Raw genomic sequence first — 24358 nt, 5'->3', positions numbered from 1 at the left:
GCCCTACCCCAAAGATTTAGAGGGCACGCAAAGAGGCACAATGCGGCTTTTGGCAAGCAGCCTGACTTGCGTGCGTGGCGGGCGCGAGGTGTTTTCCGGACTCTCTTTCGAGCTCGCCGCGGGCCAGCTACTTGCGGTCACGGGGCGCAACGGCTCGGGCAAGACATCACTGCTGCGGCTGATCGCGGGTCTCCTGCCGCAGGCCGCTGGTTCGCTCGCCCTCGAAGGGGGCGATGCCGAGCTGACTTTGGGCGAGCAGGCCCATTATCTCGGCCATCGCGACGCGCTGAAGCCGGCACTGAGCGTGCTGGAAAACCTCACCTTCTGGCGGGATTTCTTAGGGGGCGAAGCGTTCGACGCGCCCGAGAGCCTGGCTGCGGTCGGCCTTACGCATGCCGCGCATCTGCCGGCGGCCTATCTCTCCGCCGGCCAACGGCGACGCCTCTCGCTCGCCCGCCTGCTGACGGTGCGGCGGCCGGTCTGGCTGCTCGACGAGCCCACCAACGCGCTCGATACCAGCGGCCAGGACATGGTGGCCGGCCTCATGCGCGAACACCTGGCCAGGGGCGGCCTGATCGTGGCGGCCACCCATGCACCGCTAGGGCTCGCGGCGAGGGAACTGCGAATTGGGGGCGCGCCGTGACCGCGCTCGCCGCCCTGATTCGCCGCGACATCCGGATCGCCCTGCGCGTCGGCGGCGGCGCGCTGATCGGCGTCTTGTTCTTCCTGACCGTGGTGGTGCTGATGCCGTTCGCCGTCGGTCCCGACCTTGCGCTTCTGACGCGGCTGGGCCCGGCGATCCTCTGGCTGGGCGCGCTGCTGGCGAGCCTTTTGACGCTGGACCGGCTGTTCATGGCCGATCATGAGGACGGCTCGCTCGACCTGATCGTGATGGGCCGCGTGCCCCTGGAACTCGCCTGCGCCGGCAAGGCGCTGGCGCATTGGCTGGCTGCGGGACTGCCCCTGGTCGTCGCAACCCCCGTTCTCGGGCTCCTGCTCAATCTCGACCTGCTGGCGACGGCCGCAGTGGCGCTGACGCTGCTTGCCGGCACGCCTGCGCTGACCTTCACGGGGATGATCGGCGCCGCGCTCGCGGTGACGCTGCATCGCGGCGGCCTGTTACTGGCCGTTCTGGTGCTGCCGCTCTCGATCCCGGTGCTGATCTTCGGCGTTGCGGCCTCTGAGGCCGCGATCGCCGGGCCATTGTCGTTTGGCGCGCCGTTTTCAATTCTCTGCGCGTTATCGCTGGTGAGTTTCGTGGTCGGGCCTTTTGCCGCCGCCGCGAGCCTGCGGCACGGACTGGATTGATACCGATCAACTCTTGCCGAGCGACCATATGCTGATTGCCTGCAAAGGCCTGCGCCATTAACAGGATGCCATGAAGCTCAGCGATCTCGCCAATCCGACCCGGTTCCTGTCTCTGACGGGGCGGCTGCTGCCGTACCTCGCCGCGGCAACCGCGATCGTGCTGCTGATCGGGCTTTATCTTTCGGCCACGGCGCCGGACGATTATCAGCAGGGCGCGACGGTGAAGATCATGTTCATCCATGTGCCGAACGCGTGGCTGTCCATGTTCGTCTGGGCGGTGATGAGCGCGGCCGCGCTCGGCACGCTGGTGTGGCGGCATCCGCTGGCCGATGTCGCCGCCAAGGCCGCCGCCCCGATCGGCGCCAGCTTCACCTTTCTCGCGCTGGTGACAGGCTCGCTGTGGGGCCGGCCCATGTGGGGCACCTATTGGGAATGGGACGCGCGGCTGACCTCGGTCCTGATCCTGTTCCTGATGTATCTCGGACTGATGGCGCTATGGCGGGCGGTGGAAGATCCCTCGCGCGCGGCGCGTGCCGCCGCGGTGCTCACGCTCGTCGGCGCCCTCAATCTGCCGATCATCAAATTTTCAGTCGACTGGTGGAACACGCTGCATCAGCCGGCATCGGTGTTCCGGATGGGCGGGTCGACGCTCGACCGTGCCTTTCTGATTCCGCTGCTGGTCATGGCCGTCGGCTTCACGCTGCTGTTTGTCACGCTGCACCTGGCCGCGATGCGCAACGAAATCCTGCGCCGGCGCGTACGCGCTTTGCAGATGATGCAGGCGCGCGCCTCCGCAAGCGAACTCGGGCCGGCTTCCCCGGCCTCGCAACCGGCGTAACGCCATGTCCTTCGGCCCCTATGCCTCTTTCATCGTGACCTCCTACCTCGCCGCGGCGCTGGTGGTGGTGCTGCTCATTGCATGGATCGCGCTCGACTACCGCAGCCAGAAGCGGCGCTTGCGCGAGCTTGAAGACAGCGGCGTTTCCAGGCGCTCGGGGCGCAGCGCAACGGACATCAAATGACCGAGCAGGTGACATCCGAAGCCACACCGCAACGCCGCTCATGGCTGATGGCGCTGCCGCTGATCGTCTTTCTCGCGCTGGCCGCGCTGTTCTGGTTGCGGCTGGGCGACGGCGATCCCTCGCGAATTCCCTCCGCCCTGATCGGGCGGCCGGCGCCGCAAACGCTGCTGCCGCCGCTGCAGGGCCTGACGAACGAGGGCGCCCAGGTGCCGGGCCTCGATCCGGCGGCGTTCAGGGGCAAGGTCAGCGTCGTCAATGTCTGGGCATCATGGTGCGTCCCCTGTCACGACGAGGCGCCGCTCCTGACCGAGCTGGCCAAGGATCCACGCTTCCAGGTGATCGGCATCAACTACAAGGACGCCCCCGACAATGCGAGGCGCTTCCTCGGCCGCTACGGCAACCCGTTTGCCGCGGTCGGCGTCGACGCCAACGGCCGCGCCGCAATCGAATGGGGCGTCTATGGCGTGCCCGAAACGTTCGTCGTCGGCCGCGACGGCAAGATCGCCTACAAGCTGGTCGGTCCGATCACGCCCGACAACGTCACGAGTGTGCTGCTGGCGCAGATCGACAAGGCGGTGAAGGCGGGAAGCTAGTTAGTTGGCACGTCATTCGGGGGCGACGCGTGAGCGTCGAATCGAGGTTCCGGGTTCGGTGCTTTGCACCGCCCCGGAACGACAGCAAGAAATCAGCTCACCCCTTACTCACGTCTCCCGCTTCGGCTTCGCTGGCCTCGAGCGAGGCCGGCTCCAGATGGTAGCGCTTGATCAGCGGCATCTGCGTGATCGCGAACAACATGGTCAGCGGGATCACGCCGAAGGCCTTGAACGCGACCCAAAAGTCGGTGCTCTGGGTACGCCAGATCGCCTCGTTCAGGATCGCCATCCCCAGAAAGAACAGCGCCCAGCGCGCGGTGAGCAGGCGCCAGCCCTTCGGCGTCAGATTGAACATTTGGTCGAACATGACAGCGATGAAGGAGCGGCCGAACAAAAGTCCGCCGCCGAGCACGGCAGCGAACAGGCCGTAGATGATGGTCGGCTTCACCTTGATGAAGGTCTCGTCGTGCAGCACCAACGTTAGCGTGCCGAACACCAGCACAATGACGCCGGTGACCAGGGCCATGATCGGCACATGCCTCGTGACCACATAGGATGCAGCCATGGCCGCGACGATCGCGACCATGAAGGCGCCGGTCGCGACGAAGAGATGGAACTTGGCGTTGACGGCGAAGAACACCAGCAGCGGACCGAGCTCGGTCGCGAGTTTGAACAGCGGGTGCGGCTGAGTCTTGTCCATACGATGCCTTCTGTTGCCGTCATCACTCGCGGAGGCGGGTGATCCAGTATTCCGAGATGATTGTGGTGCCACTGATAGCGCGGCGTATTCGATGCCCCGCCGGAAGCCTGCCCTGGGGCAGCGATCCGGGGCAGGGTATGACCAATTAGGTTTCGATCCCCGCAATCGCTTTGGCAAAATCCTTTGCGGTGAACGGCGCAAGGTCTTCGACACCTTCGCCGACCCCAATGAAATGCACCGGCAATTTGTGTTTTTCCGCAAGCGCAACCAGAATGCCGCCGCGGGCGGTGCCGTCGAGCTTGGTCATGGCAAGCCCGGTAACGCCGGCGGTGCGATGAAAAGCCTCGACCTGCGACAGCGCGTTTTGTCCCACGGTCGCATCCAGCACCAAGAGCACGGCATGCGGCGCCGATGCGTCGACCTTCCTGATCACGCGAACGACCTTTTCCAATTCGTTCATCAGCTCCGCCTTGTTCTGCAGCCGGCCGGCGGTATCGATCAGCAGCACGTCGCGCCCCTGCTCTTTCGCGGCCGTCAGCGCGTTGAAGGCGAGGCTTGCCGAGTCCGAGCCTTGGGCTCCTGCGATCACAGGCGATTTGGTGCGCTCGCCCCAGACTTTGAGCTGCTCGATGGCCGCGGCACGGAAGGTATCGCCGGCCGCCAACATCACGCTGCGGCCATCGGCGGAAAATTTCGCGGCAAGCTTGCCGATGGTCGTCGTCTTGCCCGAGCCGTTCACGCCGACGACGAGGATGACGAACGGCTTTTTGGCCGCGTCGACGACGAGCGGCTTTGCCACCGGCGCCAGCACTTTTTCGACCTCCGCCGCGACCACGTTCTTGACCTCGTCGGCGCTGATCGCCTTGTCGTAGCGTCCCGCACCGACCGCCTCGGCAATCCGCGCGGCGACATCGGTTCCCAAATCGGCGCGCAACAGCACGTCCTCGATGTCGTCGAGCATCGCGCGATCAAGCTTGCGCTTGACGACAAGGTCGGCGACCGCCGATCCCAGCGAAGCTGAGGTCCGCTTCAGTCCGCTGGACAGCCGCCGCCACCAGCTCAATTTGGGTGCGTCTTGGGTGGTGTCATTCATGGGCTGGTGCCGCCGATTTGAAGTTCCTGCAGTGGTGCCGCTCGTCCCGATCAGGAACTTCAAATCGACAAGCGGCACCAGGCAATTTAATCGTTTGCTGATGTGGTGGATTTGACATTCGCTTGAGCACTCGCCGAGACCACGGGCGAATGTCAAATCCGCCATGTCAGCCCTGTTAGCCGTTCCTCGCTACAAACAAAAGTCTTGCACTTGTGATGGATGTTCCCGAACTGAGCGCCGAAGAGATCCTCGCCCGCGTGCTTCATCGCGACGGGCTGATGCTGGTCATCGACAAGCCGGCCGGCCTGCCGGTGCATCGCGGACCCAAGGGCGGCGCCAATCTGGAAGCCTGCTTCGACGCGCTGCGCTTCGGCCTGCCACGCCCGCCGGTTTTGGCCCATCGACTCGATAAGGACACCTCGGGCTGCCTGATCCTGGGCCGGCATCGCAAGGCAACGGCCTCACTCGGACTTTTGTTCAAGCATGGCCGGATCGCCAAGACCTATTGGGCCGTGGTGGAAGGCGGACCTGGCGAGGACGAGGGCGTTATCGAACTCTCGCTCGGCCGGCAGAACGCCGAACGCGGCTGGTGGCAGAAACCGGATCCGGAAGGTCAACCGGCGGTGACGAAATGGAAGGTATTGGGACGCGCTGACGGCCTCGCCTGGCTCGCGATGGAACCGATCACCGGACGCACCCACCAGCTCCGCGTGCATGCGGCAGCCCAGGGCTGGCCGATTGTCGGCGACAATGTCTACGGCAATGGCCCCCGCTTCGGCGAGCCCCGCCTGCATCTGCATTCGCGTGAATTGGTAGTTCCGATTTCGAAGAACAAGGACCCGGTGCGCGTAACCGCGCCCGCGCCCGAGCACATGCGTGAGCGGCTGCGGGCGTGCGGGTGGAAGGGGGAATAGTGCCACCCCTCCGCTGTCATCATCCGCGCAGGCGGATGATCCAGTATTCCAGCGACGGGGAGCTTAAGGTGATAGGCCGCGGCGTACTGGGTCGCGGGCGACGACAGCGGAGCTAAACGGACAGCCGCGCGCTATCGTGGCCGGCGATCGCAACACGGCGCACCGTGCCGGGCATCTCGCCGGCTATCGCGACCGGCAGATAATGCTCGGTTCGTCCCAGCTTGTCGCTCTCAATCAGCACCTCGCGCGATTTACCGACTTCGGCTGCCAACCGCCGCCGCAACGCCGCTTCACCGGCCGCGCGCAGGCGCCGCGCGCGCTCCTTGACCACGCCGTTTGCAACCTGCGGCATGCGCACCGCCGGCGTGCCCGGGCGCGGTGAATAGGGAAAGACGTGCAGGAATGTCAGCCCGCATTCCTCCACCAAAGCTTCCGACCGCGCGAAGGCCTCTTCCGTTTCGGTCGGAAAGCCCGCGATGATGTCGGCGCCCAGCGCGATGTCCGGCCGCAAACGCCTGACCTGCGCGCAGAAGTCGATCGCGTCCTTGCGCGAATGCCGCCGCTTCATTCGCTTTAGGATCAGGTCGTCGCCCGATTGCAGCGATAGATGCAGATGCGGCATCAAGCGCTCGTTGGTCGCGATCGCATCGAGCAGATCGGCATCCGCCTCGACCGAATCGATCGACGAAATCCGCAGGCGGAGCAATTGTGGCACGTGCCGTAGGATCTGCTTGGTGAGCTGGCCAAGCCTGGGCGCACCCGGCAGGTCCGCGCCATAGCTGGTGAGATCGACGCCCGTCAGGACGATCTCGGCGTGCCCACGTTCAGCCAGCGCCCGAACCTGCTCCACCACGGCGCCCATCGGCACCGAGCGCGAATTGCCGCGCCCGAACGGGATGATGCAGAAAGTGCAGCGGTGATCGCAGCCGTTCTGCACCTGCACGAAGACGCGCGGCAGGCCGCGCTGAAAACCATCGAGGAGATGCGGCGCCATCTCCTTCACCGCCATGATGTCGCTGACGGCGACTTTCTCGCTTTTCTCGAGGGCAAAGGCGGCCCACGCCTCGTGCCAGGCCTCACCACGCATCTTATCGTCGTTGCCGATGACGCGATCGACCTCGCTCATCTCGGCGAACATCCGCGCCTGGATCTGGGCCGCGCAGCCGGTGACGACGATGCGCGCGCCCGGCCGCTGGCGTTTCAGCCGCCGGATCGATTGCCGCGCCTGCGCCACGGCCTCGTTGGTCACAGCGCAGCTATTGATGACGATGGTATCGGCAAGCCCGGCACTTTCGGCCTCGCGCGCAATCACCTCGGACTCGAAGGCGTTGAGGCGGCAGCCGAACGTGATGACCTCGATGCTCATCGCAGCTCACGCGACGCTGGCAAACAGCGAAGGATCGAACCGCCCCTCATATTCGAAGCTCGCAGGTCCGGTCATCAGCACATGATCGTCGCGCTCGCGCCACTCGATCGCGAGCTTGCCGCCGGGCAGCGTGATCTCCACGCTCCGGTTGGCGCGCTTGAGCCGCGCTGCCGCGACCGCGGTGGCGCAAGCCGCAGAGCCGCAGGCCTTGGTCAGTCCCGCGCCGCGCTCCCAGGTGCGGATGGTGATGTGGTCGCGGTCGACGATATGGGCGAGCGTGATATTGGCGCGTTCGGGGAAGATCGGGTGGTTTTCCAACAGCGGCCCGAAGCGGCCGAGATCATACGCGCTGACGTCGTCCACCCAGAAGATCGCATGCGGGTTGCCCATGCTGACGGCGGACGGCGAATGCAGGACCGGCGCATCGATGGGCCCGATCTGCAGTTCGATATAGCGGGTGTCGCGAAACTCCTCGGCGAGCGGAATGTCCTGCCAGCCGAACTTCGGCGCGCCCATGTCGACGGTGTAAAGCCCTGCCGAAGGGCCCTGCCAACAGTTCAGAAGGCCCGCCCTGGTCTCGAAGGTGGCCGCGGTCTCTCCGGTCGCCTCGAAGATGCGGCTCACCACGCAACGCATGCCGTTGCCGCAGGCGCCGGCTTCGGAGCCGTCATTGTTGTAGATGCGGATGAAAGCCTCGGTGCCGGCAAGCCGCGGCTTCTCAAGCACCATGAGCTGGTCGTAGGGGACATGGGCGGCCACGGCGCGCGCTTCCGCGGGCGTCACGGTGCCCTTGGCGTCGCGCAGGTCGACGACGACGATCTCGTTGCCGATCCCGTTCATCTTGGCAAAGGTGTGGTTGGCGAGCGCGCTCATGAAAATATCCAATTTGTCACCGCCTTATATGGCCAATGATGAGGCGCTGACCAGACCGCGGGAAGGCGGGATGACTCATCTGTTATGGGACGAAACGACGGCCAGCGTGTTAGACAGCGATGCTTCGCCGGCTTTCTTGCCGGTTTTGGAGAATACCTGATGAATTTCCGCTTGTTCCGCCTCGCCTTTGCCGCGCTGGCCCCCGCAGCCGCGCTTTTCCTGGTAGCGCACGAGGCCCCGGCGCAGTCACTCCCGGCAACGCCCGCGCCGGCCGTTTCCGCAAGTCCCTCGCCCGCTCCGGGCGCCAGTCCCGCTCCGGTTGCAAGCCCCGCCCCCGCTGCAAGTCCGCCCGCAAGCCCCTCGCCTGCGCCCGCCGCACAGGCGCCTGCGCCGGTGCAGACCGCCGATCCCTTCGGCGAGCCGATCAACCTCGAGGGGAAAAAGGTCGTGGTCGCCAAGGGCAGCGCCAACTGGGACACGGCCTTCGATACGCTCATCGATTCGCTCAAGGCCCTGAGCACGATGCTGGATAAGCAGGGCATCAAGCCTGCCGGCAACCCCATGATCGTCTACACCTCGACCGATGACACCGGTTTCACCTATCTCGCGGAAATCCCGGTGGAGCAGGAGCCGAAGAACCTGCCCAAGGGCATGAGCATGGGTCAGTCCCCCGACGGCAAGGCGCTGAAATTCGTCCATCGCGGCTCCTACGACAACATGGACAACACCTATGAGGCGATCACCAATCATCTGGACGAGAAGAAGCTGGAAGCCAAGGACATGTTCATCGAGGAATACATCACCGATCCGCTGAAGACCGCGGAGGACAAATTGGTGATCAACGTCTACGTGCCGCTGAAGTGAGTATGCTGAAGTGATGATGTCCCGCTTTACCCTCGTCGCCGCTGTCGCCGCGGCCTCACTGATCGGCGCGCCGGCCCTGGCCGATACGGACTTCCCGCCCGCGATCTCCGTGACCGGCGAAGCCACGGTTTCGGTACTGCCCGATCTCGCGCAACTCGATGCCGGCGTTGCTTCCGACGGCAAGACGGCGCGCGAGGCCTCGGAAGCCAACAATGCCGCGATGGCGAAGGTGCTGGCGGCGCTGAAGGGCGCCGGCATTGACGACAAGGATGTTCAGACCTCGCGCCTGTCGCTGCAGCCGCAATATGCCGCGAACCGCTCGGGTCCCTCGCCGATCGTTGGCTATCGCGCCAGCAACCGCGTCACCATCAAACTGCACGAGGTGAACAAGGTGGCGAGCGTGATCGACGCCCTCGTCGGCGCCGGCGCCAACGACATCGGCAACGTCAACTTCACCGTCGAGCATCCGTCCAAACTGCTGGACCAGGCGCGCGAACAGGCGCTGGCCGATGCCAAGCGCAAGGCGGAGACCTATGCCAAGGCCGCGGGCGTCACGCTCGGCGCGCCGCTCTCAATTGCCGAGGCAGGCGCACCGACCCCGATGTTTCGGGCCAAGATGACCGCCGCGCCAATGGCAATGGCAGCCCCGACGCCGATCGCGCAAGGAGAGGAGACGCTGTCCGTGACGGTGAGCGTCACCTGGGCGATCAAAGCAGCAGCGCAATAACGAAGCCCGTCGTCCCGGCTCGCGCTTCGCTTGGCCGCGACGACGGAAGGGTTAAATCTCCCACACCTGGCCGGGTTTCAGCACCGCAAACCGCTCGCGCGGAATGCTCGCTTCGTCCAGCGCCTCCGCCAGAGCCAGAACCGGCGCATCGATCGCTTCATCGGTGAGCTGGAAGGTGCCGTGGTGATGGGCGAGCGCCTGCTCGGCACCGCAATCGCAAAGCGCCTTCACGGCGTCGGATGGATTCATATGCTGGTCGCGCATGAACCAGCGCGGCTCATAGGCGCCAATGGGCAGGATCGCGAGCCGCAGCGGACCGTGAGCCTGCCGCACACGACGGAAATGCCTGCCCTCGCCATAGCCGGAGTCGCAGACGATGTAGATCTTGCCCCCTGGCGTCTCCAGCACGAAGCTCGCCCACAGCGCGCAGTTACGATCGAACAGGCTGCGCGCCGACCAATGGTGAGTCGGCACCAGCGTCACCGCAATTCCGCCGCCCAGTTCGACGCGATCATGCCAATCAAAACCTTCCGCCTTGATGGCAGCATTGGCCGCCTGCATGGTGAGGTCGTTGCCGAGCGGCGTGATCACCCGCGGGGCGAATTTCCGGGTGAGTTTTGATACCGTGGCGATGTCGAGATGGTCATAATGACCATGCGAGACCAGCACGACATCAATCTGCGGCAACGCCTCGAACGCAATGCCGGGATCATTGTGCCGCCGCGGCCCCGCCCAGGCGAATGGGGATACCCGCGTCGACCAGACCGGATCGACGAGAATGTTGAGGCCCGACGTCTGGATCAGCCAGCTCACATGGCCGACAAAGGACAGCCGCACCTTGCCGCCATCGACCCGCGGCGGCGGCTTGTCCGTGAAGGGACTCGGCGCCCATTTCGGCCATTTCGCCCGGTTTCGGTCACGGTCGAATTGCCAGCGCAGCACGTCGCGAAGGGCTTTCGGCGGCGCGCCATCGGGATCGAAGAAGCGCTCTCCGTCAAAATGATCGGATTTGGGTCCGGAATAGATGTTGCGGCGGCGACTCATTTCGATCCCGATTGAGCCAGAAAATGCCGTTTGGGCAAGAGGTCAGCCAATGGCCGATGGGTGTGCTACCATCACATTTGCCCGAGTTTCCTTGACTTTTGACCAGCGTGGGCGTTTAAGGCAGCCCGTTCATCGGAAAGTGTCATCTTTTCGAGCCACCGCCCGGCCCTGGAGGCCGGAGGTCAACGCCCGACAGCGCTATGCGCCCTCGGGCGCGAACGTGTTTGGATTAACGGTGATTGCTGCCCGTGGCAAAGGCGTGCGGCGAGACACAAATAAGGTCGTCATCACCCGCGAAGGCGGGTGATCCAGTATTCCAGAGGTGTTTCGGCTTGAACCGACAGCCGTGGCGTACTGGATGCCCCGCCGGGGCATGACGGCGGTGAATGAGGCAACCCTGCGCGAGCAGGACAAAGGACAACGGCATTGTTCGACAATCTGTCGGAAAGGCTTGGCGGTATCCTCGATCGTCTGACGGGGCGCGGTGCGCTGACCGAAAAGGACGTCGACGCCGCGATGCGCGAGGTGCGCCGTGCGCTCCTGGAGGCCGACGTTGCGCTGGAAGTGGTGCGCGGCTTCACCGAGAAAGTGCGGGAACAGGCGGTCGGCGCTACCGTGGTCAAGTCGGTCACCCCCGGCCAGATGGTGGTGAAGATCGTCCATGACGAGCTCGTCGCCACGCTCGGTTCCGACGGCCAGACCATCGATCTCAACACGGTGCCGCCGGTGCCGATCATGATGGTCGGCCTGCAGGGCTCCGGTAAGACCACCACCACGGCAAAACTCGCCCGCCGCATGACCCAGCGCGACAAGCGCAAGGTGCTGATGGCCTCGCTCGACGTCTATCGCCCGGCCGCCATGGAGCAACTCGCGGTGCTCGGGCGCGATCTCGACATCGCGACACTGCCGATCGTGCCGGGACAACAGCCGACGCAGATCGCAAAGCGCGCCATGGACGCCGGCAAGCTTGGCGGGTACGACGTCGTGCTGCTCGATACCGCCGGTCGCACCACGCTGGACGAGGAGATGATGGCGGAGGCTGCCGCCATCAAAGCCACCGCCAATCCGCATGAGGTGCTGCTGGTTGCCGACGCGCTGACCGGCCAGGACGCGGTCAATCTCGCCCGCTCCTTCGACCAGCGCGTGGGGCTCACCGGCATCGTGCTGACCCGCGTCGACGGCGATGGCCGCGGCGGCGCCGCGCTGTCGATGCGCGCGGTCACCGGCAAGCCGATCAAGCTGATCGGCACCGGCGAAAAGACCGACGCGCTGGAGGATTTTTACCCCAGCCGCATTGCCGGCCGCATTCTGGGCATGGGCGACGTGGTGTCGCTGGTGGAGAAGGCGGCGGCTTCGATCGACGCCGAGAAGGCCGCGCGCACCGCCGAGCGGATGCGCAAGGGCCAGTTCGACCTCAACGACATGCGCGAGCAGCTCTCGCAGATGGCGAACATGGGCGGCATCTCCGGCCTGATGGGCATGATGCCCGGCATCGCCAAGATGAAGAACCAGATCGCGGCCGCCGGCCTCGACGACAAGATTCTCAAGCGCCAGATCGCGATCATCGATTCCATGACGCGCGAGGAACGGCGCCACCCGGACCTTCTCAAGGCCAGCCGTAAGAAGCGCATCGCCGCCGGCTCCGGACAGAGCGTCGAGCACGTCAACAAGCTGCTCAAGATGCACCGGAACATGGCCGACGTCATGAAGGCCATGGGCTCAGGCAAGCGCGGCCCGCTCGCCGGCATCGCGCAGGCCATGGGCTTTGGCGGCGGCGCTATGCCCTCGCCCGAGCAGATGAAGGCGATGGCCGAGAAAGTGAAGAGCGGCGGCGGGCTGCCGACAGACTTGCCCAATCTTCCCAAGGATCTTCCGCCCGGCCTGCGCTCAGGCCTGCCGAACCTGCCGGGGCTCACCGGCATCAGCAACAAGCCGACCCTGCCCGGGCTGCTGCCGGGGCTGGGGAAGAAGAAATGACTTCGCCCATCATTGCGAGGAGCGAAGCGACGAAGCAATCCAGACTGTCACCGCGGAGGCATTCTGGATTGCTTCGCTTCGCTCGCGATGACGAGAAAAGCAGAACAGGCAAAACAGTAGTTTAAACGATCAACAGGAGAACCAAATGTCAGTCGTCATCCGCCTCGCTCGCGCGGGCACCAAGAAGCGCCCCGTGTATCACGTCGTCGCCGCCGACTCGCGCTTTCCGCGCGACGGCCGCTTCATCGAGCGTCTGGGCTATTTCAATCCGCTGCTGCCGAAGGACAATGAGGGCCGACTGAAGCTCGACCTGGAGAAGGTCAAGGCCTGGCTCGCCAAGGGCGCGCAGCCGTCGGATCGCGTCATGCGCTTCCTCGATGCGGCCGGCGTTGCCAAGCGCACGCCCCGCAAGAACCCGGAGAAGGCCGTGCCGCGCAAGGAGCGCAAGGCGCAGGCCGAGGCCGCTGCCAAGTCGGCTTAAATCTTTCGCGCTTGAACGGTGGCCACGCAGCTCATCTGCGTCGCCCGGATCGGCGCTGCGCACGGCGTGCGCGGCGCCGTCAGGCTTTGGACCTTCACCGAAGACCCCTTCGCCGTGAAGCGCTACGGCCCGCTGTCGACCAAGGACGGCACGCGCCAGTTCGAACTGGCGAGCGCACGCGAGGCTAAGGGCCATCTGATCGCGCAATTCAAGGGCATTGCCACGCGCGAGGAGGCCGAGCGCCTCAACGGTCTCGAGCTCTATGTCCCCCGCAAAAAACTGCCGGCGACGGATGACGGCGAATACTACCACGCCGATCTGATCGGGCTTGCCGCCGTCACCACCGCGGGCGAGCCGCTCGGCCGCGTGATCGCCATTCACAATTTCGGCGCCGGCGACATTCTGGAAATCGCGCCGCCTGCAGGCGCAACCATGCTGCTGCCCTTCTCCAACGCCGTAGTACCAACGGTCGATATTGCCGGGGGTCGCGTGATCATCGAATTGCCCAAGGAAGTTGAAGGCGATAGCCCCGACCCCGCCTGACTGGCCAAACGTGGGTGTAGCGGCGTAATCTCTCCCTCGTCCTGGCGAAAGCCAGAACCCATAATCTCGGGCCGATGTTGTTGCGATGATTCGTCGTCGCAGCGTGCTCAACCAGCAGCGCCAGTGGTTATGGGTCCCGGATCGCGCTCGCGTTCGCTCACTTGTCCGGGACAACAATGAATTGGATCGATAGTCATGCCCAACACGCACAAAGCCTGGCGGCTTCACACCCATAACGATCTCCGCTTCGACACGGTGGAAACCCCAAGCCCCGCACCTGACGGCGTGCTGGTGCGCATCGAGGCCGGCATGGTGCTATCCTATATGGGCCGGGTGCTGTCGGGCGCCGTGCCCTACAGCCTGCCGCCGATGCCATTCGTGCCCGGCACCAACGCGATCGGCCGCGTGATCGCCACCGGCGACAACGTCACCCACGTGCAAGGCGGCGACCGGATTTTCCTGAGCCCGCATTTGCGCGGCGATGTGCCGGACCGCGAGCCGCCCCAGATCCTGATCGGGCTCACCGCCACCGTGACCACCGATGCCGCGCTCGCGCTGCAGGCGCGCTGGCGCGACGGCGTGTTCACCGAGATTGCGCATTGGCCGGCGGCTTGCGTCACGGCGCTGTCCGGCCTCGATGACCGGCCGGTGACCGAACTCATTGGGCTCGCAAAGCTGATCGTGCCGTTCGGCGGGTTGCAGCGCAGCGGCTTGCGCGGCGGACAGACGATTATTATCAACGGCGCGACCGGCTATTTCGGCTCGGGCGCGGTGATGCTGGCGGTCGCCATGGGCGCCGGCCGCGTCGTGGCGGTCGGGCGCAAGCAGGCGGCGCTCGAACAATTGCGCGAAGCCTTTGGCCCGCGCGTGATCCCGGCCGTCGTGAGCGGCGATGCGGCCGCCGATCTCGCCATCATCCGCCGCGCCGCTGCCGGCGGCGGCGATGTCGCGCTTGACCTTTTGGGCAGCGCCAAGAGCACCTCGACCACGCTCTCGACCTTGCGCGCGCTCAAGCGCGGCGGGCGGCTGGTGCTGATGGGCAGTGCCGAGGTGCCGCTGGAACTGTCGTTCCGCGAGATGCTGGCCAATGATTGGGAAGTCGTCGGGCAGTTCATGTACGACCGCACCGCGCCCGGCCAACTCGCCGCGTTAGCCACTGAGGGCCTGCTCGATCTCAGCAAGATCGTAGTGACCAGTTTCCCGCTCGCGGATTTCCCGCGTGCCGTTGAGGCCGCCGCCTTGATGCAGGGCCTCGACCTCACGGCGGTGATTCCGTGAGATCCCCGAATCAGCCCGTGCGGCGGCCCTGCTGTTCGAGCCAGTCGCAGAACACGGCACCATGCGGATCGTTGCGGCGGCCTTCCGGGAAGTAGGCGAAGTAACTGCGGGCCGGCAGGCTGATTCTCGGAAACGGCGCCACCAGGCGCCCGGCCGCGAGGTCGTCGGCAATCAGGGCGGTAGGCCCCATAGCGACGCCGAGACCGTCAAGCGCAGCCTGAATGGTCAGGTAGAAATGATCGAAGGTCAGCGAAGCCGCGGGCTGCAGCGCCGGCTGCCCCGCTTCGGTCAGCCAGTCGCGCCATAGTCGCGGCATCGAGGTCACATGTAGCAATGTGTGCCGGGATAGGTCCGCGACATCCGCAAGCGGCCTGTCGGCGAGCAGCGCCGGACTGCAGACCGGCAGTCGGCGCTCGGACAGCAGGAAACGCGATGCAAAGCCATGGAAGCTGTCCGGGCCACCGCGGATCACCACGTCAAAGGTCTCAGACAGCGCATCCAGCGGATCGTTGGACGTGGTCAGGCGCACCTCGATCTCGGGATGCTCGGCGCGAAACCGGTTCATCCGGGGCAACAGCCAGCGCAGGCTGAACGTCGCCAGCGCATTGACCCGCAACACGGCCGCTGGCGGATCGCCGCGGCGCTCGCGATGCTGCTGCACGGCAGCCGAGATCCGATCAAGAGCCGGACCAAACTCCGCGAGCAGCGCCGCGCCGGCCGGCGTGAGCACCACGCGCCGGACCGATCGCCGGAACAGCGACGGCGCACCCAGCCACGCTTCCAGCAGGCGGACCTGCTGGCTGACCGCGCCATGGGTCACGCCAAGCTCGGCGGCCGCCTCCTTGAAGCTGCCGAGACGAGCGGACGCTTCAAAAGCGCGGACGGCATTCAAGGGCGGCAGGCTGCGGCGCGGAACGAACATGGCAGATTTTCTAACACATAATCCAATTATTACTGATTTGTGACAGAGGCGAAAGCATCTCATACTCGGTCACAACTTGCTCATATGGCTATTCTTTCTTCAACTCAGGTCTGCGATCGTGGCAACCCAGTCATCAGATTTTCTATCAACGTCAGACTCGCGGTCGGCGCAAGAGCCCGGCCAGGCGGCGCGCACGCTGACGGTGACCGGCCTCAACCACGCGCTCCACGACGGCTATACCGACCTGATCTACGTGCTGCTGCCGGTCTGGCAGACCGAGTTCGCCTTGAGCTACGGACTGCTGGCCTTGATGCGCGGCCTCTATGCCGGGGCCATGGCCGGGCTGCAAATCCCGGCCGGCCGCATCGCCGAGCGGATCGACGGAAAGATCATCCTGATGCTCGGCACGGCGCTGTCGGCGCTCGGCTATGTTTTCGCCGGGCTGTCCGGCGGAGTCCTGGGACTGGGACTGGCGCTCACACTGTCCGGCGCGGGTTCGAGCACCCAACACCCGATTGCCTCAGGCGCGGTATCCCGCGCCTATGGCAGGGCGGCGAGGGGGCCGCTCGGTGTCTACAATTTCACCGGCGATCTGGGGAAGGCCGCCATCCCTGCTCTGACGTCGCTGCTGCTGGTCGTCATGTCATGGCGACACACATTACTGCTGCTGGCATGCGCAGGCCTGCTGGTGGCTGGCTGCATAGCGTTGCTGATGCCCGCAGTCGGCAGGGCCCACACGAGCAAAGCGACGGCCTCCTCTCGCGCCGGCAGTGGACGCGGCGGCTTCCAGTGGCTGCTCTGGATCGGAATTCTCGACACCGCCGTGCGAATGGGTTTTCTGACATTTCTGCCGTTCCTGCTGCGCGACAAGGGCGCATCACTGCCGACGAGCGGCTTTGCGCTCGCCATGGTTTTCATCGGCGGTGCTTGCGGCAAGTTCACCTGCGGCTGGCTGGGCGAACGGGTCGGCACGCTGCGTACCGTGCTCCTCACCGAGGGCGGCACGGCGGCCTGCATTTTGGCCGTCCTCGCCTTGCCGCTCACGCCCGCGATCGTGCTGCTGCCGCTCTTGGGCGTGATGCTCAACGGCACCTCTTCCGTGCTCTATGGGACGGTTCCCGAGCTTACGCCGTCCCACCGCACTGAACGGGCCTTCGCCCTGTTCTATACCGGGACCATTGGATCGGGCGCGATCGCGCCGGTGCTCTATGGCCTTTTGGGCGATGCGCTTGGCGCGACCATGGCAACGGTTGCGACCGCGGCCACGGCACTGGCGATATGCCCGCTAGCACTCGCCCTCGCCCCGTATCTGTCCGACCGGGTCCACTCGCCGCGCTCAAACGCCTAAAGATGGCGGCATGCCCAATTTGAGGCCGGTTTGACGGCCGGCGCGCGGCAGGCCAGTTTGCCGCCATGACGGTTTCACTCTCATCGCAGAACGACCGCCCCTGGCGGGCGACGGTCCTCACGCTATTTCCGGACATGTTTCCGGGACCGCTTGGCGTCAGCCTGGCAGGCAAGGCGTTGGCCACCGGCCTGTGGGCCTTGGAGGCGCGCGACATCCGCGACTCCGCCACCGACCGGCACCGCAGCGTCGACGATACGCCGGCCGGCGGCGGCCCGGGCATGGTGCTGCGCGCCGACGTGCTGGCGGCCGCGATCGATGCGGCCGACGTCGCCCCCGACCGCCCGCGACTGCTCATGAGCCCGCGCGGTCGGCCATTGACCCAGTCTTTCGTGCGGGAACTCGCGGCCGGCCCGGGCCCTCTGATCGTCTGCGGCCGGTTCGAAGGCGTCGACCAGCGGGTGATCGAGGCACGCAATCTGGAGGAAATCTCGATCGGCGATTTCGTGCTGTCGGGGGGCGAAATCGCCGCCATGACGCTGATCGATGCCTGCGTCCGGCTGCTGCCGGGGGTGATGGGCAAGGCCGAATCGGCCGCTGAGGAAAGCTTCTCCGCCTCCCTACTCGAATACCCCCAATATACCCGTCCGCAGCTCTTCGAGGGCCGCACGATCCCGGAAATCCTGACCTCCGGCGACCATGCCAGGGTTGCGGCCTGGCGGCGGGCCGAAGCAGAGGCCCTGACCCGGGCCCGCCGGCCGGATCTCTGGGCCGCCCGCGGCGAGGGGGTGGCCGGCAGAAAAAACAAGACAGACGGGTGACAAACGCCCACCTTTGCCGTATAGGAGCGCCCAATCCGAGAAGTCGCAGGATAAAGGACGACCGCGCAGGCCCGCGCTTTCCTTAAAGCCGCCGGGCGCGCCGCCGATGGAGATTTAGCCGTGAATCTGATTCAACAGCTCGAAAAAGAGCAGTACGAGAAACTCGCTGCCAAAAAAGAAATCCCGGATTTCGGGCCCGGCGACACCGTGATCGTCAACGTCAAGGTGGTTGAAGGCGATCGCACCCGCGTGCAGGCCTATGAGGGCGTCTGTATCGGTCGCTCCGGCCATGGCATCAACGAGAGCTTCACCGTGCGCAAGATTTCGTATGGCGAGGGCGTGGAACGCGTGTTCCCGGTGCTGTCGCCGATGATCGACTCGATCAAGGTAGTGCGCCGCGGCAAGGTGCGCCGCGCCAAGCTCTATTACCTGCGCAACCTGCGCGGCAAGTCGGCCCGCATCGTCGAGAAGCAGGACAAACAGGACCGCGCCGCCGCGGTCGGCGAGTAGGCGGCACAGTCCTTCAAGATTTGATCAAAGCGCGGGGTCAGTCCCGCGCTTTTTTTGCGGCTGATCGCGGCTTCCACGATGGGCGTCATTCCGGGGCGCTCGCAAAGCGAGCGAACCCGGAATCCAGAGGTTGCGGCGCGAGATTCCGGGTTCTCATCCAAGTCGGCAATGACGGCGCTCGCAGACGCATATCGCGCTTTCAAAATCGCGTGCTATATAAGTCTGAAATGGTTCTAAACCCTACCAGCGTGGCCTGCCGGCGCGTCGTGATCGACGATCGCTCGCGCCTGCCTGGGCGCTTCTTCGGCCGGTTCGCGACCTCCGCCACGTCGGAACTTACGCGCACGTTTTGACGCTAGCCGCCTTGCTTTGACCGGCGCGCTGTCGCGCTTCAATCATTCACAACAAGTCCCGCCTGGAGCTGATGCTCATGTCCAAACCGACTACGCTGTACGACAAGATCTGGAACGACCATCTGGTGCACGAGGCCGAAGACGGCACCTGCCTGATCTACATCGATCGTCATCTCGTGCATGAGGTGACTTCGCCGCAGGCTTTTGAGGGCTTGCGCGTTGCGGGCCGCAAGGTGCACGCGCCGGGGAAGACGCTGGCCGTCGTCGACCACAATGTGCCGACCACCGATCGCAGCAAGCCGAATCCCGATCCTGAAAGCATTGAGCAGATCAAGGCGCTCGCGCAAAACGCCAAGGACTTCGGCATAGAATATTACGACGAGTTCGACAGGCGCCAGGGCATCGTCCATGTGATCGGCCCTGAGCAGGGCTTCACGCTGCCCGGCACCACCATCGTCTGCGGCGACAGTCACACCTCGACCCATGGCGCGTTCGGCGCGCTGGCGCATGGCATCGGCACCTCCGAGGTCGAGCACGTGCTCGCCACGCAGACGCTGATCCAGAAAAAGGCCAAGAACATGCGCTTGACCGTCGACGGCAAATTGCCCGAGGGCGTGACCGCGAAGGACATCATCCTCGCCATCATCGGCGAGATCGGCACAGCGGGCGGCACCGGTTACGTCTTGGAATATGCCGGCGAGGCGATCCGGTCGTTATCGATGGAAGGCCGCATGACGGTCTGCAACATGTCGATCGAAGGCGGCGCGCGCGCCGGCCTCGTTGCGCCCGATGAGAAAGCGTTCGATTTCCTGCGCGGCCGCCCAAAGGCGCCGCAGGGTGCGGCGTGGGACGCGGCGATGCGCTACTGGGAAACGCTGCGCTCCGATGACAACGCTCATTTCGATCACGAGATCAGGCTGGACGCGGCGCGCCTGCCGCCGATCGTCACCTGGGGTACCTCGCCCGAGGATGTCGTCTCGGTCAACGGCGTCGTCCCCGATCCCGACAAGATCGAGGACGAGGCCAAGCGGTTCTCCAAGCATCGCGCCCTGAAATATATGGGGCTGACGGCGGGGACGAAGATCACCGACATCAAGCTCGACCGCGTCTTCATCGGCTCCTGCACCAACGGCCGCATCGAGGATCTGCGCGCGGCGGCCAAGATCGCCGAAGGCAAGACGGTGAATGCCAACGTCAATGCGATGATCGTGCCCGGCTCGGGCATTGTGAAGGAGCAGGCGGAGGCCGAGGGTCTGGACAAGATCTTCATCAAGGCCGGATTCGAATGGCGCGAGCCCGGCTGCTCCATGTGCCTTGCGATGAACCCGGACAAGCTGAGGCCGGAAGAACGCTGCGCTTCGACTTCGAACCGCAATTTCGAGGGCCGCCAGGGCTTCAAGGGCCGCACCCATCTGGTGTCGCCGGCGATGGCCGCGGCCGCGGCAATTGCGGGGCATTTCGTCGATGTGAGGGATTGGCGCTAACCATCTTTTCAAGTCGACAGGCTTTCGCAACAACTCCTTAAACAAGCGCCCGCAGGCTTGAGGCCTGGGACGCGAGGCGCTTCGGCGCAAGGAGTGACGATGGCGAGCAAGCCTGAATATGTCGATTTGATCAGGGATGCGACGCGGCAGAACCGGCGCCGCGTCGAGGCCCGCGTCGTCAAGCGCGTGATCGAAGAACCCGAGGAGCCGCCGCAACCAGAGCGGCGGCTCAGCAATTGGCCGCCCGGCCGTTTCGCGCAGTGGCGGCTGGAAAACCTGACGCCCTGGAAGATGAAGCTGAAGGGCTGGAAGTTCAAAGACTGGGTTTAGCGGCGCGTCGCATGATTCCCTGGGCGATGCTTTCGCATCGCTGCGGAATGGCGTTCGCGACCACAGCCAACGCAAAAAGGCCCGCCGCTGGCGGGCCCATTATTTCGCAGACGAGAAAGCAAGGACCGGGGCGATCGTCAGCGCCAGTGGTGGTGCCAGTGGCGGCGATGCCAGCCACGATGCCAACCGCGATGCCAGTGAGGGCGATGCCAATGGCGGTGATAACGCCAGTGCACCTCAGTGGTCAGCCTCGTTCCGTCCTGCACGGCCGACACCGCCGCTGGGTTGCTCAGCGACAACGCCTGCGCGCGCTCAACCGGAGCGCTCAACACCAGCAATGCGCCGAGACCGGCAAGCCCCAAGATCTTTGACACGTTCATTCCTGTTCTCCACCCAATGCCGTGACGCGACACGTGATTGCACGCCGCGATCACGATTCGGATTTTTGGGGTTTGCGAATTGAACGGTGAATGAACGCCCGCGCCGCAAAGATGCCAGTTTCGTCACTGACATTTTCGCGACGTGCAGCCAGTGGGTGTCGCGGCGTTAATCCTTGAGACGCTAGCCGGGACGCCAGTAGCAGCTCATGCGCGGCACAATCACGGTGCCGCTCGGCCGATATTCCTGCACATAGGTCGCGTTGCATTCGCGCACCGCATTCGGCCCCGGAAAATAGCGCGGAGCGACCTCCGGCGGTCCCTGGTAATTTGGGTAAACGCGCAGCCGCGCCGTCGGCCGGCGCACGCGCCGCGGCGCGGGCTCATCCGGCGGAGCCGCTTGCGCCACGCGGAGGTCAGTCGTCGCGCTTTGCGCATGGGTCTGCGCCGCGGGGAGCACAAGCGCTCCCGCCAGAACCATCAACACCGTCGCCCCGATTGCCTTCATCGCGTCCACCCAGACTCGCCTCTGGCGCAAGCTTCTAGCATCCGCGTCCCCTCCCAGCCAGCCCCGTCAAAAAAGCGAGGTGCGAAGTTGCGGGAGGCGCGCTAAACAGAGCGGCCATGTGGACCGATTTGAAAGCCCCCTCGCTCACCGACATGGAAACCATGGCGCACGAGCTGTTCGAGCGCCTGCCTGCGCGTTTTCGCGACCTTTGCGAAGGCGTGATCATCCGCGTCGACGATTTTCCGACCGACGAGGTGCTGGACGAGCTGAAATGCGAGAGCGAATTCGACCTGCTCGGGCTGTTCCAGGGCGTAGGCCTGCCGCATCAGAGCCATGACGACATCGCGCGGCTGCCCAATATGGTCTGGCTCTATCGCCGCCCGATCCTGGACTATTGGGCCGAACATGAGGAGCGGCTCGGCGATATCGTCCGCCACGTGCTGGTTCACGAGATCGGCCACCATTTCGGGCTGTCGGACGACGACATGGCCGAGATCGAGGCCGCGGCAGATTAGCCTTTATTGTTGGGCGTATTCACGATAAATCATCGGCCTGTCCCAGAACTCACCCGGGAAGTGCAACGATGGAAAAGTTTACCACGCTGGAAGGCGTCGCGGCGCCGCTGAAGATTATCAATGTCGACACCGACATGATCATTCCCAAGCAGTACCTCAAGACCATCAAGCGCACCGGGCTCGGCAAGGGGCTTTTCTCCGAACAGCGCTACAAGGACGACGGCAGCGAGAACCCGGACTTCGTCCTCAACAAGCCGGCCTATCGCAATGCCAAGGTCCTGGTCGCCGGCGACAATTTCGGCTGTGGGTCGAGCCGCGAGCACGCGCCCTGGGCGCTACTCGATTTCGGCATCCGCTGCGTGATCTCGACCTCGTTCGGCGACATTTTCTACAACAACTGCTTCAAGAACGGCATTCTGCCGATCCGCGTCAGCCAGGAAGATCTCGACAAGCTGTTCGACGACGCCGAGCGCGGCTCGAACGCCACGCTGACGATCGACCTGCCCAACCAGGAGATCCGCGGTCCTGACGGCGGCAAGGTGAAGTTCGAGATCGATCCGTTCCGCAAGCATTGCCTGATTAACGGGCTGGACGACATCGGGCTCACCCTGGAGAAGAAGTCCTCCATCGACACCTATGAGGCCAAGCTCCAGCGCGAACGCGCCTGGGCGTGATCCTTTTGTTGGCTTCGCCTGCGGGAGCGCGATGACGATTCAGCTTCATCTCATCGCACCCTAGCTGACGCATGTTGCCCGACATTGTCACCTTCTGGCACGGTCCGCTGGATCCGATGCGGCAGACCTGCCTGCGGTCGCAGATCGCCGCCGGCCACAAAGTCACGGTCTATAGCTTCGACACCATTCCGGGCCTCCCGGAAGGCGTCGGCAATGCCGAGGCCGAGGCGATCCTGCCGCACGCCTTTTCGGAGAAATTGCGCCCCGCCCAGCCCGACGGGAGCTGGCGCGACTGGACGACCCTGCAGTTCAGCGATTTCTTCCGCATGCGCCTGATGACGGCCCGCGCGGGGCTCTGGCTCGATGCCGACGTGCTGCTGCTGAAACCCGTCGAGATCGATCCCGCAAAGCCCTATTTCGCCTGGGAACGGGTACACCTGATCGGCAACTCGGTGCTCTATTTGCCGCCGAACGATCCGATCGTCGGCGCGTTCGAAAGGCTGATGGCCCAGGACGAGCTTGAGCCGGACTGGCTCGCGCTCCGCCATCGCCTCACCTTCGCATGGCATCGGCTGACCCGCCGATCCAAGCGGGTCTCCGATATCCGCCTTGCGCTCTACGGCCCCGCCGCGCTCACCGCGCTGGTGCGCCGCTATGGCGAGCTGCGCTATGCTCTGCCGCGAAAATCGTTCTATGCGGTGCACGACAAGCCGAAGCGCTTTTTCGAGCCGTCCGACTTTTCCGCTCTCGTCAACGATCCCGATATCATCGGGTTTCACTTGTCCGCTAAGGGCCGCGCCAAATTGCCACCGGTAGCGGGAAGCCTCTATGCCTGGGCGGTGGACCGCTTCGGCACTGGTGCCTGCAAATCGGCGGTTTGATCCAGCGCAACAGGGCGGCGATCCGGTCGTGGCTTATTGCGATCATGATTGGAGGCGATCATGACTGCGCACAGCAAGCCATATCCCAGAATCGAGCAGTTGCTGAGCACATTCGCCGATTGGCTCAAGCATCGCCGCGAGCTCAACGAAATCCGCCGGCTCGACCGCAACGAGTTCGAGCGCATCGCCAGCGATCTAAGAGTTACCCCCGACGACCTCGACGAGTTGGTTCGCCAGGGACCACATGCCGCGGACGAGCTGCCGCAGCTCCTCCAAGCGCTCGGCATCGACGAAGGGGATCTCGCCAGCAGCGAGTCGCTGCTCTTGCGCGACATGGAGCGCGTCTGCTCGCTATGCCGGCACAAGCGGGAGTGCGACCATGATCTCGCCGCCGGCACATCGCCCGAGCACTATCGGGACTACTGCCTCAACGGGCCGACGATCGAGCAACTCGGCGAGGGCGCGAAGACTGCCTAAAGCGCGATGAGATCGAGTTGAAGCGTCATCGCGCGTTAGCTCTTTGATTGAGGATGATCTTTTCGGAAAACCGCTACACACTTTTCCGGATCATGCTCTAATTCTACTGCGTCACAAATTGCTGCGCCGTTTGGATTTCGTGATCGGGGCAGTACAGCATGGGCATCGCGGCAGCGTCTGAACAAGAGCTGTGATAAGCCGCCGGCGAAGAGTCGCGATCGAGTTCGGAATGTGCCGTTCCGGCCTCAGAGGCGGAGCCTCTGGGTCGGTAACCGCTGGATACGGCAAGCTTCGGGCGTATCCTGGTGGAACCAACTGTTGAGGGGGGAATCGTCGTCCGCTCGCAAATCAGGAATCCGTAGGCCGCAATGCACAGCG

The 24358-nt window shown here is 64.6% G+C and carries 30 protein-coding genes and 1 pseudogene; 22 read left to right on the top strand and 9 right to left on the bottom strand.

Annotated features, from left to right (window positions below; genetic code table 11):
• Nucleotides 1-40: 40 nt before the first annotated feature.
• The 5 genes from ccmA to F758_RS0130260 all read left to right on the top strand — a co-directional run bounded on the left by ccmA (nt 41) and on the right by F758_RS0130260 (nt 2923).
• Entirely contained in the window at nt 41-643 is a 603-nt protein-coding gene (gene ccmA / locus F758_RS0130280) for a heme ABC exporter ATP-binding protein CcmA (protein WP_024511416.1), read from the top strand.
• Nucleotides 640-1308, top strand: coding sequence for a heme exporter protein CcmB (gene ccmB, locus F758_RS0130275; protein WP_024511415.1), 669 nt, complete (start codon nt 640-642; stop codon nt 1306-1308). Before ccmA ends, ccmB begins: the two co-directional genes overlap by 4 nt.
• Nucleotides 1309-1378: 70 nt before the next feature.
• Nucleotides 1379-2146: a heme ABC transporter permease gene (locus F758_RS0130270; protein ID WP_024511414.1), complete on the top strand. Its 768-nt coding sequence runs from the start codon at nt 1379-1381 to the stop codon at nt 2144-2146.
• Between the two features lie 4 nt (nt 2147-2150).
• Nucleotides 2151-2330, top strand: coding sequence for a heme exporter protein CcmD (gene ccmD / locus F758_RS0130265; RefSeq protein WP_024511413.1), 180 nt, complete (start codon nt 2151-2153; stop codon nt 2328-2330).
• Entirely contained in the window at nt 2327-2923 is a 597-nt protein-coding gene (locus F758_RS0130260) for a DsbE family thiol:disulfide interchange protein (RefSeq protein ID WP_024511412.1), read from the top strand. The genes ccmD and F758_RS0130260 overlap by 4 nt, the downstream gene beginning before the upstream one ends.
• A gap of 97 nt (nt 2924-3020) precedes the next feature.
• On the opposite strand, the gene F758_RS0130255 is transcribed toward F758_RS0130260, so the two are convergent.
• Nucleotides 3021-3623, bottom strand: coding sequence for a septation protein A (locus tag F758_RS0130255; protein ID WP_024511411.1), 603 nt, complete (start codon nt 3621-3623; stop codon nt 3021-3023).
• 145 nt (nt 3624-3768) lie between these two features.
• Nucleotides 3769-4716 (bottom strand): signal recognition particle-docking protein FtsY, encoded by a 948-nt coding sequence (gene ftsY / locus F758_RS0130250; protein ID WP_024511410.1) that lies wholly within the window; start codon nt 4714-4716, stop codon nt 3769-3771.
• A gap of 215 nt (nt 4717-4931) precedes the next feature.
• On the opposite strand from ftsY, the gene F758_RS0130245 reads away from it, so the two are divergent.
• Entirely contained in the window at nt 4932-5630 is a 699-nt protein-coding gene (locus F758_RS0130245; protein WP_198026593.1) for an RluA family pseudouridine synthase, read from the top strand.
• 112 nt (nt 5631-5742) lie between these two features.
• On the opposite strand, the gene mtaB is transcribed toward F758_RS0130245, so the two are convergent.
• Nucleotides 5743-6996, bottom strand: coding sequence for a tRNA (N(6)-L-threonylcarbamoyladenosine(37)-C(2))-methylthiotransferase MtaB (gene mtaB, locus F758_RS0130240; protein WP_024511408.1), 1254 nt, complete (start codon nt 6994-6996; stop codon nt 5743-5745).
• Between the two features lie 6 nt (nt 6997-7002).
• Nucleotides 7003-7869, bottom strand: coding sequence for a diaminopimelate epimerase (gene dapF / locus F758_RS0130235; protein WP_024511407.1), 867 nt, complete (start codon nt 7867-7869; stop codon nt 7003-7005).
• Between dapF and F758_RS51015 the strand changes: the two genes are divergently transcribed.
• The 3 genes from F758_RS51015 to F758_RS0130220 are packed head-to-tail and all read left to right on the top strand — an operon-like array spanning nt 7868 to nt 9460.
• The gene (locus F758_RS51015) at nt 7868-8029 is read left to right on the top strand and encodes a hypothetical protein (protein WP_198026592.1); all 162 of its coding nucleotides are present in this window, start codon (nt 7868-7870) and stop codon (nt 8027-8029) included. The genes dapF and F758_RS51015 overlap by 2 nt on opposite strands.
• Nucleotides 8029-8733 (top strand): GyrI-like domain-containing protein, encoded by a 705-nt coding sequence (locus F758_RS0130225; RefSeq protein WP_024511406.1) that lies wholly within the window; start codon nt 8029-8031, stop codon nt 8731-8733. Before F758_RS51015 ends, F758_RS0130225 begins: the two co-directional genes overlap by 1 nt.
• Nucleotides 8734-8746: 13 nt before the next feature.
• Nucleotides 8747-9460: an SIMPL domain-containing protein gene (locus F758_RS0130220; protein ID WP_024511405.1), complete on the top strand. Its 714-nt coding sequence runs from the start codon at nt 8747-8749 to the stop codon at nt 9458-9460.
• A 51-nt stretch (nt 9461-9511) separates the two neighbouring features.
• Here the strand turns inward: F758_RS0130220 and F758_RS0130215 are convergent, their stop codons facing one another.
• Nucleotides 9512-10504, bottom strand: a complete 993-nt coding sequence (locus F758_RS0130215) for an MBL fold metallo-hydrolase (RefSeq protein ID WP_024511404.1) — start codon at nt 10502-10504, stop codon at nt 9512-9514.
• Nucleotides 10505-10930: 426 nt separating this feature from the next.
• Between F758_RS0130215 and ffh the strand changes: the two genes are divergently transcribed.
• The 4 genes from ffh (at nt 10931) to F758_RS0130195 (ending at nt 14783) form a co-directional block, all read left to right on the top strand.
• Nucleotides 10931-12481: a signal recognition particle protein gene (gene ffh, locus F758_RS0130210; RefSeq protein WP_024511403.1), complete on the top strand. Its 1551-nt coding sequence runs from the start codon at nt 10931-10933 to the stop codon at nt 12479-12481.
• 145 nt (nt 12482-12626) lie between these two features.
• On the top strand, nt 12627-12962 hold the full coding sequence (gene rpsP, locus F758_RS0130205; protein WP_024511402.1) for a 30S ribosomal protein S16: 336 nt from the start codon (nt 12627-12629) through the stop codon (nt 12960-12962).
• An 18-nt stretch (nt 12963-12980) separates the two neighbouring features.
• Nucleotides 12981-13505, top strand: coding sequence for a ribosome maturation factor RimM (gene rimM, locus F758_RS0130200; RefSeq protein WP_024511401.1), 525 nt, complete (start codon nt 12981-12983; stop codon nt 13503-13505).
• Nucleotides 13506-13700: 195 nt separating this feature from the next.
• The gene (locus tag F758_RS0130195) at nt 13701-14783 is read left to right on the top strand and encodes a zinc-binding dehydrogenase (protein ID WP_024511400.1); all 1083 of its coding nucleotides are present in this window, start codon (nt 13701-13703) and stop codon (nt 14781-14783) included.
• A 10-nt stretch (nt 14784-14793) separates the two neighbouring features.
• On the opposite strand, the gene F758_RS0130190 is transcribed toward F758_RS0130195, so the two are convergent.
• On the bottom strand, nt 14794-15705 hold the full coding sequence (locus F758_RS0130190; protein ID WP_024511399.1) for a LysR substrate-binding domain-containing protein: 912 nt from the start codon (nt 15703-15705) through the stop codon (nt 14794-14796).
• A gap of 118 nt (nt 15706-15823) precedes the next feature.
• Here F758_RS0130190 and F758_RS0130185 point away from each other — a divergent pair, with 118 nt between their 5' ends.
• From F758_RS0130185 to F758_RS0130160, 5 genes are all read left to right on the top strand, one after another.
• On the top strand, nt 15824-17053 hold the full coding sequence (locus F758_RS0130185; RefSeq protein WP_035723549.1) for an MFS transporter: 1230 nt from the start codon (nt 15824-15826) through the stop codon (nt 17051-17053).
• Between the two features lie 65 nt (nt 17054-17118).
• A complete protein-coding gene (gene trmD / locus F758_RS0130180; protein ID WP_024511397.1) occupies nt 17119-17871 on the top strand; it encodes a tRNA (guanosine(37)-N1)-methyltransferase TrmD in 753 nt (250 codons plus the stop codon).
• A 120-nt stretch (nt 17872-17991) separates the two neighbouring features.
• Nucleotides 17992-18381: a 50S ribosomal protein L19 gene (rplS, locus tag F758_RS0130175; protein ID WP_024511396.1), complete on the top strand. Its 390-nt coding sequence runs from the start codon at nt 17992-17994 to the stop codon at nt 18379-18381.
• A 430-nt stretch (nt 18382-18811) separates the two neighbouring features.
• Nucleotides 18812-20218, top strand: a complete 1407-nt coding sequence (leuC, locus tag F758_RS0130165) for a 3-isopropylmalate dehydratase large subunit (protein WP_024511395.1) — start codon at nt 18812-18814, stop codon at nt 20216-20218.
• A gap of 99 nt (nt 20219-20317) precedes the next feature.
• The gene (locus tag F758_RS0130160) at nt 20318-20548 is read left to right on the top strand and encodes a hypothetical protein (protein ID WP_024511394.1); all 231 of its coding nucleotides are present in this window, start codon (nt 20318-20320) and stop codon (nt 20546-20548) included.
• A gap of 137 nt (nt 20549-20685) precedes the next feature.
• Here the strand turns inward: F758_RS0130160 and F758_RS0130155 are convergent, their stop codons facing one another.
• Both F758_RS0130155 and F758_RS0130150 read right to left on the bottom strand, forming a co-directional pair.
• Nucleotides 20686-20928: a hypothetical protein gene (locus F758_RS0130155; RefSeq protein ID WP_024511393.1), complete on the bottom strand. Its 243-nt coding sequence runs from the start codon at nt 20926-20928 to the stop codon at nt 20686-20688.
• A 181-nt stretch (nt 20929-21109) separates the two neighbouring features.
• A complete protein-coding gene (locus F758_RS0130150) occupies nt 21110-21406 on the bottom strand; it encodes a hypothetical protein (RefSeq protein ID WP_051387072.1) in 297 nt (98 codons plus the stop codon).
• A gap of 143 nt (nt 21407-21549) precedes the next feature.
• On the opposite strand from F758_RS0130150, the gene F758_RS0130145 reads away from it, so the two are divergent.
• The 4 genes from F758_RS0130145 to F758_RS0130130 all read left to right on the top strand — a co-directional run bounded on the left by F758_RS0130145 (nt 21550) and on the right by F758_RS0130130 (nt 23980).
• Nucleotides 21550-21948, top strand: a complete 399-nt coding sequence (locus tag F758_RS0130145; protein ID WP_024511391.1) for a metallopeptidase family protein — start codon at nt 21550-21552, stop codon at nt 21946-21948.
• Between the two features lie 68 nt (nt 21949-22016).
• Nucleotides 22017-22622, top strand: coding sequence for a 3-isopropylmalate dehydratase small subunit (leuD, locus tag F758_RS0130140; protein WP_024511390.1), 606 nt, complete (start codon nt 22017-22019; stop codon nt 22620-22622).
• A 71-nt stretch (nt 22623-22693) separates the two neighbouring features.
• Nucleotides 22694-23503 carry a hypothetical protein gene (locus tag F758_RS0130135; RefSeq protein ID WP_024511389.1) on the top strand — a complete coding sequence of 270 codons (810 nt, stop codon included), beginning with the start codon at nt 22694-22696 and terminating at the stop codon, nt 23501-23503.
• 60 nt (nt 23504-23563) lie between these two features.
• The gene (locus F758_RS0130130; protein ID WP_024511388.1) at nt 23564-23980 is read left to right on the top strand and encodes a hypothetical protein; all 417 of its coding nucleotides are present in this window, start codon (nt 23564-23566) and stop codon (nt 23978-23980) included.
• A gap of 241 nt (nt 23981-24221) precedes the next feature.
• On the opposite strand, the pseudogene F758_RS52095 reads toward F758_RS0130130, so the two are convergent.
• Nucleotides 24222-24358, bottom strand: a pseudogene (locus F758_RS52095) (IS701 family transposase); the annotation flags it as partial.

This window comes from Bradyrhizobium sp. ARR65 (genome assembly GCF_000472385.1).
GTDB lineage: Bacteria > Pseudomonadota > Alphaproteobacteria > Rhizobiales > Xanthobacteraceae > Bradyrhizobium.
The sequence above is the reverse complement of the archived record's forward strand: the minus strand, read 5'-3'. Positions and strand labels throughout refer to the sequence as shown.